The following is a 13,762-nucleotide window of genomic DNA, read 5'->3' on the forward strand; positions in this document are numbered from 1 at the left end:
GTATGAGCATTACCCAGACCTCCGATGCCCAGCCGATCCGGAAATCCCGGTTCCCAAGGGCTGCAGGCAAGATCGCGACATCTTTTACCGTCATCCTGACGACACTCCTCGGCCTGATGATGATCACCTTCACAGTCGGACGGATGGTTCCGGCTGATCCCGTAATCGCTGTCATCGGCGACCAGGCGGATCAGGCGACCTATGACCGTGTCTACAAAGAGATGGGTCTGGACCGACCCATCTATGTGCAGTTCGGTCACTATTTAAGTGATGTTGTGCAACTAGATTTTGGCCAGTCTATCATTACCAAGCAGGACGTGTCGAAGGATTTGGCACGGGTATTCCCGGCGACCATCGAACTGGCGACGCTGGCGATAATCTTCGGTGCCGGTCTTGGCATCCCACTGGGCGTCATCGCGGCGGTACGCAAAGGTACTTGGGTCGATCATCTCGCCCGCGTCGTCGGCCTCTTGGGTTATTCCACCCCGATCTTCTGGTTGGGCACCATCGTCATCCTCGTCTTCTACGCATATCTGGGAGCAATTCCGCCGGGTGGTCGAATTTATCTTTACGACGAAGGCATAGTACACGTACGCACCAACTTCATTCTGATCGATGCCGTGCTGGGCGGTCACTGGAACGTATTCTGGAGCGCGCTCCACCACATCATCGCACCAGCAATCATCCTTGGTTACGCTTCTATGGCCTATATCAGTCGCATGACGCGCAGCTTCATGCTCGAGCAGCTTCGTCAGGAATATATATTGACGGCGCGGGCCAAGGGCCTTGGGCAAAGACCCATTGTCTGGCGACACGCCTTTCGCAATATCCGCGTCCAGCTGTTGACAATCATCGCGCTTGCCTATTGCGGCCTACTTGACGGCACCGTGCTGATCGAAACCGTTTTCGCGTGGCCGGGACTCGGGTCCTACCTCACATCGGCGCTCTTCTTCGCCGATATGAACGCCGTGCTCGGCAGCGTGCTGCTGATCGGCACCATCTCGATTGCCATCAACCTGCTCTCCGACATCGTCTACCGCTTCATCGATCCGAGGACCCGCTAATGGCCAAGTCCGGTACTTTATCAAACCTGCATAACTGGCTCATCAGCGAAGACTTCACGTCTTCGAGGCAGGCACGCATGCACAGTGCCTATCTTGGCTGGCTGAGCCTCGTCGCAAATCCGCTCGCTCTGGCTGGGTTCGCAATCGTCGTTCTGCTCGTCGTCGTCGCAGCGCTCGCACCGGTCATCGCTATTCACGATCCCTTTGTGCAAGACTTCGCAATGGCGCTGAACGCTCCGTCTGCTTCGCACTGGTTCGGCACCGATGAGTTCGGACGCGATGTCTTCTCGCGACTAGTTTTTGGTGCACGGACCACTCTCTACATCACAATTCTGGTGACGGTCATCGTCGCCCCGATAGGCTTCGTGATTGGCGCGACGGCGGGGTATCTCGGCGGCTGGGTGGATATCGTTCTAATGCGCATAACCGACATCTTCCTCTCCTTTCCAAGCCTTGTTCTCGCACTGGCCTTTTCGGCGGCACTCGGCCCCGGCATCGAAAACGCCGTAATCGCCATCGCACTCACCGTCTGGCCGCCGATTGCCCGCCTTGCACGTGCCGAAACCCTGACTTTCCGCCAAGCCGATTTCGTCGTTGCCGCCGAACTTCAAGGCGCCAGTGTGGGAAGGATCTTGCTGCGCCACATCGTTCCGCTCTGCGCGCCATCGATCATAGTTCGCCTTACGCTCAACATGTCCAGCATTATCCTTACCGCCGCAGGCCTCGGATTTCTTGGTCTCGGCGCTCAACCACCGATGGCGGAGTGGGGAGCGATGGCTGCTTCCGGTCGCCAGTATCTTCTCGATGCCTGGTGGCTGACGACTGTCCCAGGCATTGCTATCCTGACAGTCAGCCTTGCTTTCAATCTGCTCGGTGACGGGCTTCGCGACATCATGGATCCCCGCAATGGCTAACTCATCAGACACAATTTTGACGGTCGAACACATGTCCGTCCAGTTCCCGACACTCTCCGGCGTCACCACGGCAGTGAGAGATGTCTCCTTTACCGTCGGTCGGGAAAAGATCGGCATCATTGGCGAATCCGGCTCCGGCAAGAGCACGACAGGCCGAGCCATCATGCGCCTTCAGCCGCCGCAGGCGATCGTGAAAGCCAACCGCATGCGGTTCGAGGATGTCGATCTGCTGACTGCAAGCGAAGCGGAGATGCGCTCTATTCGTGGACGCCGCATCGCGATGATCCTGCAGGATCCGAAGTATTCGCTAAACCCGGTGATGACGGTTGGCGAACAAATCTCGGAGACGGTAATTCTGCACGAAAACGCCACACCGCAGGAGGCGCGCAGCCGCACCCTCGCCATGCTGGAGCGTGTCAACATCCGCGACCCGGAACGTGTATTCGGCCTCTATCCTCATGAGGTCTCCGGTGGAATGGGTCAACGCATCATGATCTCGATGATGCTCATTGCCCAGCCATCGCTGATCATCGCCGACGAGCCGACTTCGGCGCTCGATGTGACGGTGCGTCAGCAAGTCCTGTCTATCCTCGATGACCTCGTGGTTGAACGCAACATTGGCCTGATCTTCATCAGCCACGACCTTAACCTCGTGCGCAGCTTCTGCGACCGCGTCATTATCATGTATGCTGGTCGTGTTGTCGAAACGATTGCGGCGGCCAACCTCGATCAGGCCCAACATCCCTATACGCGCGGTCTGCTGAATGCGCTCCCGAGTCTCGACCACCCCAGGGACAGGCTTGAAGTCCTTCGTCGCGACCCGGCATGGCTGGAGAACTGAGAATGTCCATGATCAAAACCAAAAATCTTGCCGTCTCCTACGGTAATGGCGAAACTGCGCTCAAGGTCGTTAAGGACGTCTCCTTCGAAGTCGAAAAAGGTGAGACCTTCGGCCTTGTCGGCGAGAGCGGCTGCGGCAAGTCCACCATTCTGGGCGCTCTTGCCGGTCGAAACAGACAATGGGCAGGATCGATCGAGATCGACGGTGAAAAGATCGCCCAAAAGCGCACCCGCTCACAGCTCGCCAAGCAGCAACTGGTGTTTCAAGATCCTTTTGGCTCCATCCATCCGCGACACACGATTGGTCGTACCCTGCTGGAACCCTTGGAAATCCATAGCAAGGACAGCCGACAGGAACGCATCGAAAAAGTGCTGACAGATGTCGGCCTGCCCTTAAACTTTCGATATCGCTATCCGCACCAGCTTTCCGGCGGCCAGCGACAGCGCGTGGCGATTGCTCGCGCTCTTATTCTTGAGCCAAAAATCCTCCTGCTCGATGAGCCGACCTCTGCCCTTGACGTGTCCATTCAGGCAGAAATCCTCAATCTGCTTAAAGATTTACGTGAGCGTGAGAAACTGACTTATATCCTTGTCAGTCACGATCTCGCGGTGGTCGCACATCTGTGTGATCGGGTCGCGATCATGCAGAGCGGCGGTTTCGTTGAGATTGCCACGAGGCAGCAACTGCTCCAGAACACCGTAGAGCATCCCTATACGCGCACCTTAATGGATGGCAGCCGCGGCTATGTGAGCGAGAGGGGGAACCGTGAAAGGGTGGCATTGCCCGCATAGATCTTCTCGACAAACTTTCTATCCCCCCCAACAGAGAGACGTTTTGAACAATCAGGCCTACATTGGGCTACTCGCCTTTAGCCGCCTTGCTTATCGGAAAAATCCCGCGATAGAACGTCGAGTCTCACTTGAGAGTGTCGCCTAGCACCATGCCGTGCAGGAGGTGCCTTCAATCCAAATCGTTGAAGAAACGCTTTGGTTAAGGGTGAAGATACGCCAGGAGAACTGGCGCACAGGCTGGGATAGAGAGTCTCGTCACCGTTCGGTCGGACGGCTTCAATCCGCACAGGTGCCAAGGATCGGTGTCATCATCCTGACATGCGTATCGACGCGCTCAAGAACTTTCTGCGGCACGACTTGCCGTTCCGGCCATGACCACCAAAGTTTGTTGGCAAGTTCAACCGTCTCTTGGTCTGAGTATCGTCCGCCAAGGCGACGAGGATAATTGCACGTCGCGCAAGGGCGTCGGTATCGGCAGAAACGGTGCATTCACATCCTATGTCTGCGTTCCCTACGGCAATTGCCACACGCTGCCGGACAGTCTCGACATGGATATCGCGGCACTGGCAGAGCCGATGACAGTATGCGCGGAGGCTGTCGCGACGACTGAGGTTACGGCAGGTCAGACAATACTCGTAGTCGGGCCGGGCTTCATCGGTCAAGGTATCGCAATTCTGGCGCGCTCGCGCGGCGCTAAGGTTGTCGTCATGGGACGTGATGATGGGCCACGTCTTGAGAACTTAGCCGCTGCCGGTTTTGAGCATCTGATCGATACAAACGACAGAGACATGGAAACCGCGCTTTCCGAATTTGCGCCGTTCGATGCGATTATCGAGGCGGCGGGTGTGCCAACGCTCGTCGCCGCTACCCTGCCATTCCTGAAAAAGCGCGGAATTTTCACCGTCGTCGGCATTCATCCCAGACCCGCTGAAATCAATCTCACAACGCTTGTGCGCATGCACCAGCAAATACGCGGCTCCTATAGAGCCCACGCAGCCGACTGGGATGGCGTCATCGCCTTTCTTGATGGCCATCAGGATTTGATGCGGCAACTGATTTCGCACACCCTGCCGCTCAACGATGCTCTGGCCGGTTTTCAGGCTGCCCATGACCATGTCGCCTCCAAAGTCATTTTACGAATGGGAGAGGTTTGATGGCCGCAGCCATACTCGCACTCTGGAACGATTATCCGTCAAACCTCGCCGAAGAATACGCATCGTGGCACACGTTCGAACATGTACCCGAACGTTTGACCGTACCGGGCATGCAGGCCGCCCGTCGTTACGTGTCGGCCAGCCAAAGCGAAACCTATTTCACACTCTACGAACTTGAAAATCTCGGGGTGATCGAGCATCCCGCTTATCTCGATCTCGTCCGCAACCCCACGCCCTGGTCGCTCAAGATGCGTCAGCATTTCTCAAGGGTCCTCAGAATTCCGGGAGAGATCGCGGCGAGTGGTGGTAACGGGATTGGCGGGGCCGCAATTGTTCAGGCCTACTCCGTAGATCGAGCCAACACGCAATCATCGATACAGGCCCTTGAAGCCGGGTTGCAACAGTTAATCACGGAGGGCCACCTTGTTGGCTTTAAAGTAGCTCTCGCCGAACCAAACCAGATGTATGAAGTTTTTAGTCAGGAGGAAACGACGGACCCCAACACCGTCAATCTAGTGGTCATTGCAGAAGGCGAATCCGTTGGATCACTTACGGGGGTAAACAAAAAAATAGCCGAGCATATCCACGCTGAGTTCGGCCCACGAAAAACTCTGCGCAACGACCTTTTCAAGATGTTAGTCAGCTATCGCGGCCACGAGTTTCCAACAGATCGATCGCAAATCGCTACAACCGGATATTCGAGACGCCAGCCAGATTTCACTGACCTGTAACCCGTCGGTTCGTGGAGGAGTGATCCAGTGCGTCATGTATCAACACAGGCTGTCAACACGTACACTTTTTTCTCTTATAATAAACAAGGAAGGTAGATCTTTTCACAACTTTTTGAAATATATTATTCTATTTCAATAGCTTATGATGGCTACCGAAACTAAAAAACGGAATCAAGGGCGTTCGATTGAAGACAGCTCACCCACTTATTCTGACAGGTCGTATCGAGGACAGTGATCTCGAGCCCTTTGATCGTCTTCGGCAAGCACATTTCCCACCAGATCGAAATTTTCTTCGCGCTCATCTGACTATGTTTCATCGGCTACCCGGCGAGTATGAAGCACCGATTGTCGACAGGCTCCTCCGCATTGCGCATGAGACGGATACTATCATTGCGGAGGTGAGCGGTGTCAGGCATCTTGGAGCAGGCGTTGCCTATTCGATCGAAAGCTTGAAGCTGCAAGACGTTCGGGCAGCTTTAAAAAGAGAGTTTGTCGCGTGGCTTGGCCCCCAGGATAAACAGAATTGGCAACCGCACATAACGGTGTTGAACAAATCTACAAAAATCAAGGCCGACGACCTCTACCGTAACCTGAGCCAAGAGTTTAAGCCGCACCCAATTCGGATCACCGGACTCGATTTGTGGGAATATCTTGGTGGGCCATGGAAGCAGAAAACACATGTGTCCTTTTAGCGCTCCAACTGAAGTCACCTGAGGGTATGCAGGGCTTGGATTATACCCCTCAACGCTCACAGGTGGGGATCGCCAGTGCGGCTGCTGTTGCGGCCAAGAACATTGTGGCGCAGGGCCGTTTTGCCGGGCCGGCTCCAAAATGGAAACTACCTGCCGGGCGATCAATCCTCGCTGACGCGACAAGCCTCTCAAGCATTGACCGTAGCTCACAGAGGCACTGGGTCTGAATGCCTAGTCGTCTGGCACGAAGTCGGTGCCATCGATCGTGTTTACCGCCAGATGTTCAAATAATTGCGGTCTTGAGCGGACGAACGTTTTCACTCCCGATTTCCAGCCTGCCAAGGTCTGCGCGCCTGATCTTATGGCGTTGCGGTGGTCCAAGGCATCAAGAATGACGATGTCGGCCAATTCACCGACAGCGAACCCGTAAGGCGCGCGCATGATCTTCGCTGCGTGCGCGCCGACCATATGGAAAACCGACTCCATATCCTCATCGCGGGAGAGCTGCATGACGTTGGCATAGAGACTGGCCATTCGCACCAGCGAGGCATCTCCAAATGGGGTGAAGGGATTGAGAATGTTGTTGGTCGCGATCGCAGCCTGCACTCCCTCTTTAAGCAGGAGATGTGCGGGTGTTATGCCTCGAGGAATGTTGAATTGGTGATCGCGTCCCGTCAGAAACAAATCCGTGGCAGGCAACGTCACCACGGCGATCCCGGCATCGGCGACCTTACGTGCAATAGCTGAACGTGCTGCCGGAGCAAGCGCGGAGAGGTTGGTGACATGACCAATCGTCACTCTGCCATAATACGCGTTTGCAAGCGTAGCCTCCATGACCGCTGGCAGGTCTGTCTTTTTCGGGTCGAGGTTGAAATCCAGATGGAAGTCCACGTCGACGTCATGCTTTCGTGCCAGCGCGAATATACGCCTGATGTGCTCCTCCGGTCGGGGATCGGTGTAGGGGCAACCACCTATGAGGTCCGCTCCGGTGCGAAGCGCCTCATCCAGCATGGCTTCCGTTTCAGGCTCCTGCGTCAGCCCCTCCTGTACGAAGGCACAGATCTGGATGTCTATGGCAAAGGAAAACCGCTCGCGCACGCGCTTGATCGCTTCAAAAGAGCGCATGCCAGCTCGGGGATCGATCTCCACAAAGGTGCGCATGCGCGTGGTGCCGTGGACGATGGCTTGCCGGACGATGACAGACGCTCGCTCAAAAACGTCTTCTTCAGAGAATCCGGCCTTGGCTCTTGCCGTTTCATGCACGGCTTCTTCGAGCGTACCCGCGCAGATGGTACAGCGATCCAATATGCAAGCCTTGTCGAGATGGACATGGCTATCGACAAAGCCGGGAAACGCGACATTGCCCTCCACATCCTCCTCGATAATCGCATCGCAGCGGATGTTCGCGCCGATCGCAGCGATGCGACCATCCTTGACCGCGATATCTACCGGCCGGGGCTGATCTGTCAGCTGTGCATTTCGAATGACAAGATCGGCGTGCATTTCTACCCTCAAATACCGATGGCGCAGCCATCGCTGCGAGGATCATGTGCGCCGTCGATCCAGCCATCACCGTTCACTCGGATCACGCCCGCCTGCCCGGCCAAAGCGCTAAGCGCGGGAATGGCAATCGTTTCATGGCCCATTCCATGTAGTTTCGCGATAACCCCGTCTCCAACCGATGCCTCTATCTTGAGGTTATCGCGTGTATCGGAGAAAGTTCGACCGAGTAGGAAACGGGGGGCAGCAAGCGCCGAGAGCGGATCGAAGCAGTGGTCGATCAGACGGCTCAACAACAGTGTTAGGGTCTGTGGCTGCCCATCGGCCCCTTGTGTCCCATAAAGAAGATGCGGTTTGCCGTCTCGCAAGCCGAGGCCGGGGTTGAGCGTATAAAATGGCCTCTTTCCCGGAGCCAGAACATTGGGGCTTGCTGGATCGGCACTAAAGGCGGCACCGCGATTTTGCCAGAGAATGCCGGTGTCACCAAGCAACACACCGCTTCCCCAGTCATAATAGGTGCTGTGCAAAACGCTGGTGCAACGACCTTCGTGATCGACCGCGGCAAGATAAACCGTGTCGCCGGTTTGATGGACGGCTGGCCAAGGGCGGGCAACGTTCCGATCAATTTCTGCCGCCTTGCGTGACAGGACGATTTCGCTCAACAAACTCCCACATTCCTGCGTTACGAAATCCGGGTCCGCGATAGCACCACGATCACGAAAGGCCTGCTTCACCGCCTCCACGCAGAGATGGTAGAATTCTGCTGATGACGGGTCCACGTTTGCCATGTCGAAGTTCGACAGAACACCCATGATCCCGATTGTCGTCACGCCTTGCGATGGCGGCGGCGGTGCCAGGAGTTCAATGCCGCGATAGACCAGAGAGACAGGATCAACAATCCGTGCTGCGGTCTTTTGCATGTCGCCCAGACGGATTGGGCTGCCAGCATATTCGAGGCCAGCTACGATGCGGTGGCCAAGCTCGCCCTCATAAAATTCGCGGTGGCCGTTGAGAGCGATCCGCTCGAGTGCCGAGGCCAGTTGCGGTTGACGCTGAATGCCTTCGGTGACGAAGTGGGCGTCGAAACCGGGCCAATTTACGACTTCGTTCGCACGATAATCATACCAGTGCTTTTGGGACTCGCTGACAGGAAAGCCGTCCGCGGCAAGTTCAATCGCGTCCGCCAGCAGAGCCCCTAAGCTCTCTGTCCCCCGCCAGTTCTCGGAGGAATATCGCAGGGCTTCGCCCCAGCTATCGACCAGCGCTGCCGTTGTTAGAGCCGAGAGGGGGCCACGCTGCGGGATGGCATCCAGCACCGGCAGATTTTCAGCTGCCTGACCGATCCCCATGATTGTCTTTCGCCGACCTGTGTGGTCTGCAACGATCCATATCGCGTCTCCGCCCAGCCCGCAGAAATGCGGGTAAAGAACGGTGAGCGCTGCACCGGCGGCAATCACCGCCTCTATTGCCGTACCGCCACGCCGCAAGACTTTAGAACCAGCTTCACTCGCCGTGTGATGGGGCGTCGTGATCATGCCCTTATTCGAGCGGGCCGCCGTGTTTTCCGATTGACGCATGCACTCTCCTAATCGGATACCGAAATATAGCGGCTGAGAATCTCGGTGATATCAGGACCATCGTCCTTCTCGTCCACCTTGGCCCTGTCTTCGACGGCATGCAGGTGATGATCCATGATGCGAGTTGCCGTTTCAGCATCGAGATTTTTAAGTGCCTCGATCAACTGGACATGCTCATCGATTCCGCATTCGGCAGAATGCGGACGCCCGAAGCGTGCCAGAATAAGCGATGAGCGCGAGACAATCTGGCTGATGAAATCGATCAGCAGTTTGGAGCCCGTCAGTTCGGCAAGAAGAATGTGGAACTCGCCAGCTAGCCGGATCGAACGGGGGGACGATGCCTGCAGCGCCCGCTCTTCCTCGCGTACGTGACTGATCAGGGCATCGATCCCGTCTCTGGGCATACGCTTGCACAAACGGCCGATGACCTCGCGCTCCAGGCAGCGCCTCAACGCAAAAACTTCTTCCGCTTCTTCCAGCGTCGGCATGGCAACGGCCGCGCCACGATTGGGCTTGATCTCAACCAGACCATCGGAGGCTAGCCGTAACAAAGCATTTCGGGCGCTGGTTCGGCTTACGCCGAATGTATCGCCTATGGAGTCCTCCGGCAATTTCGTTCCGGGTTTCAACGCTTGCTCGAGGATCGCACGACGAAGCGAGGCGTAAATCGCGTCACTTCTGCTGAGATTTGTAGACATAACACACGCTCGTTATCTGGTGCAATTTTGACCGTGTATCGCACAATTATTGCACAAAATCCATTCCTTTAAATTGCATGCAATTTTTTATTGATTTCGCATTCAAACTCCATTATCCTTGGCTATAGACTGCAAAAATGAGCTTAAAAGCCGTTTGCAGCAACGGGTTTCAACAGCGGTTACTCCAGTTAGCGAGAGAGTGCCGACAACATTGAATGCAATCCGAGGGGATCTAATAAATGCAATTATCCAGAATCATGATGGCAAGTGCAGCGTTTCTGGCGCTGGCAATGCCAGCATCAGCGACGACATTGAAATGGGGAGCGTCTCGAGACATCAGCTCGCTCGACCCTTACTCCTACGGTGACAGTTTTGCGCTCGGTGTCCTCAATCATTCCTATGAAGGATTGATGCGATATGACCGCAACTTGAAGCTCGAGCCTGCCCTTGCGGTTTCGTATGAAATCGTTTCGCCCACCACATGGCGTTTCAAACTGCGCGAGGGCGTGAAATTCCACAACGGAGCCGATTTCACAGCAGACGATGTGCAGGCGTCGCTTCTGCGCGCCACCAACCCGAAATCACCGCTGCGCGGCAACATTCCGGCCTATAAGGGTTCACGCGTCATCGACGCCCACACCATCGAAATCGACGTCTCCGCCAACTACCCGCTGTTGCTGAACGATCTGACGACGATATACATTTTCGATGCGGGTTGGCTAAAGGACAACAATGCCGAAGCCCCGACAGATGTCGGCTCTGGTACCGAGGGTTACGCGACCTACAATGAAAACGGCACCGGCCCCTTCAAGGTGGAAAGTCGCCAGCCGGATGCAAAAACCGTCTTCGTGAAATATGACGGCTGGTGGGACAAGCCCCAGCACAATATCGACCGCATCGAGCTCACGCCGATTGCCTCCAGCGCCACGCGCGTCGCCGCACTTTTGTCCGGCGATATCGACTTTACGGATCAGGCACCGGTGCAGGACTTGCCGCGGCTTGAAGCCGCCTCCGGGCAGGTCAAGCTTCTCGAAGGGACCGATCTTCGCACCGTCATGATCGGCTTCAGCCAGCGCGACCAACTGCTGTCGGGTGCACCCAACCCGATGAAGGATCTGCGCGTTCGTCAGGCCATGCAGCTCGCAATCGATCTGGATTTGATCCAGAAGCGCGTGATGCGCGGCAATTCCCGCAATGCCGGCGCACTCGTAGCACCGCAGATCCCGGGATATGATGCGGCACTGGACGAACCGGTCAAAGCCGATCCAGAGAAGGCAAAGGCACTTCTCAAAGAGGCTGGTGCTGAAGGTTTTGAATTCGAATTCAACTGCGCAGATACTTTGGTCAATGAAGAGCAGATGTGTCAGGCAGTCGCATCCATGTGGTCCCGCGTCGGCCTCAAGCCAAAACTGGATCAAGGTCCGCGCGCGGTCCAGACACCGAAACGGTCTGCGGGCAAGGTCGATGTCTATACGCTCGGCTGGGCCACTCTGCCCATGCTGGATGCCTACAGTCTGACATCGCAGGTTCTCCACACCAAGGAAGGTTCGTTCGGGATTTTTAACTGGGGTGGCTGGTCTGACAAGGAATTCGACAAGGTGACAGAAGCATCGGCGGTTGAGCTCGATATGACCAAGCGCCTTGCACTGGAAGCACAATCGCTGAAGATCGCCAAGGACCACGCGCTGATGATCCCGCTCCATCAGCAGCCACTCGCCTGGGCCACAAGCGCCAAGATTGCTGATTTTCCGCTCTTTTCGGATAACCTGCCGCGTTTGTGGCTGGTGAAGATGTAATCCGCGCCCCCGCCAGGATTTTGGCGGGGGACCGCTCCTTCACGTCGGCCAGATCAAGGACACTTCACGATGCTCGCTTTCCTCATCAAGCGGATCGGCAATGCCGTTCTCGTGATGCTGACAGTTGCTTTTTTTGCCTTTCTCATCTTCCGTTTTCTGGGAGATCCCGTCGAGATGATGGTCAACGAAAGCGCGACCCAGGTTGATCGCGACGAGTTGCGCGGACGCCTCGGCTTGAACGACGGCTTCCTCGTGCAATATGTTCGCTTTGTCGCCAATGCCGCGCAGGGGGAATTCGGCCTGTCCTGGCGCAATCAGCAGTCCGTACTTGGTCTTATTGCTGAACGTTTCCCCGCAACCTTCGAACTGGTCATCATCGCTACCATTCTGTCGCTCGCCATCGGTATACCGCTGGGTGTTTTCACGGCCATCGGTCGGGGGAAGTGGTGGGCGGAAAGCCTTCAGTTCAGCTCGATCATTGGCGTATCCCTGCCGAGTTTTCTCGTAGGCATTCTCCTGATCCTGATATTTTCCGTTACGCTCGGCTGGTTGCCGGGTTATGGGCGAGGCGATGTGGTGCGCATCGGCTGGTGGTCCACGGGGCTGCTGACGCCTTCAGGCCGCGCCGCTGTCATTCTGCCGTCCCTGTCTTTGTCGCTTTTCCAGATTACTCTTGTCATGCGGCTGGTGCGGGCAGAAATGCTGGAAACGTTGCGGGCGGATTTCATCAAGTTTGCCCGTGCACGTGGCGTCAAGCGCCGCGCCCTGTGGTTTCGCCATGCACTGAAGAACTGTCTGATGCCGGTCGTCACCTTGACTGCCATGCAGGTGGGCAACCTGATTGCCTTTGCCCTCGTCACAGAAACGGTTTTCCAGTGGCCAGGCATGGGCATGCTGTTCATGCAGGCCGTCACCTTCGTCGATATCCCCGTCATGGCGGCCTATCTGTGTATCGTATCCTTCATCTTCGTAACGCTGAACACCTTCGTCGACATCGCCTATGCGGTCATAGACCCGCGTCTGCGCGCCGCGTGACAGGAGCACCACCATGACCGCCGTCCAGCCAACACCAACAACGACCAGACCATCGCGATTTGCACGATTGCTGCAATCCGATCTGGGATGGAGCTTTACGCATCATCCATCTGCGATCATAGCAGCAATCATGCTTCTAGGTCTGATCGCATCGGCTTTTCTGGCCCCTTTGTTTACGGTGCAGAACCCCTATGATCTCGCCTCTCTCGATCTGTTGAATGCCGAAATCCCGCCGATCTGGATGGCTGAGGGACAGTGGCCCTACATTCTTGGCACCGACGTTCAGGGACGCGACCTGTTATCGGCCGTCCTTTACGGATCGCGGGCGTCCATCATCATCGGTGCCGCATCCGTGGCGGTGTCGCTGGTGGTTGGCTCTACGCTCGGACTGATTGCCGGCTACCACGGCAAATGGGCCGACAGCCTGCTGATGCGGGCGGGGGATGTGCTGCTATCCATGCCGACAATGCTGATCGCCATTCTCGTCTCCGCACTCGCCCGGCAACTCCTGCCGCCCTATCTGCGCGAGGCAGGCTCATCGGGCGTCATCGTGTTTGCGATTTCGCTGTCTGCGTGGGTGCAATATGCACGAACTGTGCGAGCGCAGACGATGGTCGAGCGCAATAAGGAATATGTCCAGGCGGCAAGGCTCATCCGGGTGCCGACATGGCGCATCATGCTGAAACACATCCTTCCCAACACCACGACACCCCTGCTGGTGACAGCCACGCTGAACTTCGGTTTGGGCATCCTGATCGAGGCGACGCTGTCTTTTCTCGGCGTCGGCATGCCGCCGGAACAGCCATCGCTCGGAACGCTGATCCGCATCGGTAATCAGTATCTGTTCTCCGGTCTGTGGTGGATCGTGCTTTTCCCGGGCCTCCAGCTCTGTCTGCTCGTTGTGTCCATCAACGTGCTCGGCGACTGGCTGCGCGACGCCCTTAACCCCAAATTACGCTGAGGCATTTT

General features: G+C 56.4%; 13 protein-coding genes. 10 read left to right on the forward strand and 3 right to left on the reverse strand.

The features are described 5' to 3' along the window. The first annotated feature begins 2 nt into the window (after nucleotides 1–2). From ABUK73_RS12470 to ABUK73_RS12505, 7 genes are all read left to right on the forward strand, one after another. Nucleotides 3–1,064 (forward strand): ABC transporter permease, encoded by a 1,062-nt coding sequence (locus ABUK73_RS12470; RefSeq protein WP_353577555.1) that lies wholly within the window; start codon nucleotides 3–5, stop codon nucleotides 1,062–1,064. Beyond that, nucleotides 1,064–1,978 carry an ABC transporter permease gene (locus ABUK73_RS12475; protein ID WP_353577556.1) on the forward strand — a complete coding sequence of 305 codons (915 nt, stop codon included), beginning with the start codon at nucleotides 1,064–1,066 and terminating at the stop codon, nucleotides 1,976–1,978. Before ABUK73_RS12470 ends, ABUK73_RS12475 begins: the two co-directional genes overlap by 1 nt. Continuing rightward, complete coding sequence (locus ABUK73_RS12480) at nucleotides 1,971–2,819, forward strand: ABC transporter ATP-binding protein (protein ID WP_353577557.1); 849 nt, start codon at nucleotides 1,971–1,973, stop codon at nucleotides 2,817–2,819. Before ABUK73_RS12475 ends, ABUK73_RS12480 begins: the two co-directional genes overlap by 8 nt. Nucleotides 2,820–2,821: 2 nt before the next feature. Beyond that, nucleotides 2,822–3,610, forward strand: coding sequence for an ABC transporter ATP-binding protein (locus ABUK73_RS12485; protein ID WP_353577558.1), 789 nt, complete (start codon nucleotides 2,822–2,824; stop codon nucleotides 3,608–3,610). Between the two features lie 371 nt (nucleotides 3,611–3,981). Continuing rightward, entirely contained in the window at nucleotides 3,982–4,764 is a 783-nt protein-coding gene (locus tag ABUK73_RS12495) for a zinc-dependent alcohol dehydrogenase (RefSeq protein ID WP_454892363.1), read from the forward strand. Next, the gene (locus tag ABUK73_RS12500) at nucleotides 4,764–5,495 is read left to right on the forward strand and encodes a hypothetical protein (RefSeq protein ID WP_353577560.1); all 732 of its coding nucleotides are present in this window, start codon (nucleotides 4,764–4,766) and stop codon (nucleotides 5,493–5,495) included. The genes ABUK73_RS12495 and ABUK73_RS12500 overlap by 1 nt, the downstream gene beginning before the upstream one ends. A 185-nt stretch (nucleotides 5,496–5,680) precedes the next feature. Next, nucleotides 5,681–6,187: a 2'-5' RNA ligase family protein gene (locus ABUK73_RS12505; protein WP_353577561.1), complete on the forward strand. Its 507-nt coding sequence runs from the start codon at nucleotides 5,681–5,683 to the stop codon at nucleotides 6,185–6,187. A gap of 231 nt (nucleotides 6,188–6,418) precedes the next feature. Here the strand turns inward: ABUK73_RS12505 and ABUK73_RS12510 are convergent, their stop codons facing one another. Genes ABUK73_RS12510 through ABUK73_RS12520 form a run of 3 tightly spaced genes read right to left on the reverse strand, consistent with a single transcriptional unit; the run spans nucleotide 6,419 to nucleotide 9,962 of the window. Further along, nucleotides 6,419–7,690, reverse strand: a complete 1,272-nt coding sequence (locus tag ABUK73_RS12510) for an amidohydrolase family protein (protein WP_353577562.1) — start codon at nucleotides 7,688–7,690, stop codon at nucleotides 6,419–6,421. 8 nt (nucleotides 7,691–7,698) lie between these two features. After that, a complete protein-coding gene (locus ABUK73_RS12515) occupies nucleotides 7,699–9,264 on the reverse strand; it encodes a gamma-glutamyltransferase family protein (RefSeq protein ID WP_353577563.1) in 1,566 nt (521 codons plus the stop codon). Nucleotides 9,265–9,272: 8 nt separating this feature from the next. Next, entirely contained in the window at nucleotides 9,273–9,962 is a 690-nt protein-coding gene (locus tag ABUK73_RS12520) for a GntR family transcriptional regulator (protein WP_353577564.1), read from the reverse strand. Between the two features lie 239 nt (nucleotides 9,963–10,201). Between ABUK73_RS12520 and ABUK73_RS12525 the strand changes: the two genes are divergently transcribed. The 3 genes from ABUK73_RS12525 (at nucleotide 10,202) to ABUK73_RS12535 (ending at nucleotide 13,754) form a co-directional block, all read left to right on the forward strand. Next, complete coding sequence (locus tag ABUK73_RS12525; protein ID WP_454892364.1) at nucleotides 10,202–11,758, forward strand: ABC transporter substrate-binding protein; 1,557 nt, start codon at nucleotides 10,202–10,204, stop codon at nucleotides 11,756–11,758. 69 nt (nucleotides 11,759–11,827) lie between these two features. Further along, nucleotides 11,828–12,793, forward strand: a complete 966-nt coding sequence (locus ABUK73_RS12530) for an ABC transporter permease (RefSeq protein WP_111839308.1) — start codon at nucleotides 11,828–11,830, stop codon at nucleotides 12,791–12,793. Nucleotides 12,794–12,806: 13 nt separating this feature from the next. Next, nucleotides 12,807–13,754: an ABC transporter permease gene (locus ABUK73_RS12535; RefSeq protein ID WP_353577565.1), complete on the forward strand. Its 948-nt coding sequence runs from the start codon at nucleotides 12,807–12,809 to the stop codon at nucleotides 13,752–13,754. Nucleotides 13,755–13,762: the final 8 nt, after the last annotated feature.

The organism is Agrobacterium vacciniicorymbosi, assembly GCF_040427045.1.
GTDB lineage: Bacteria > Pseudomonadota > Alphaproteobacteria > Rhizobiales > Rhizobiaceae > Agrobacterium.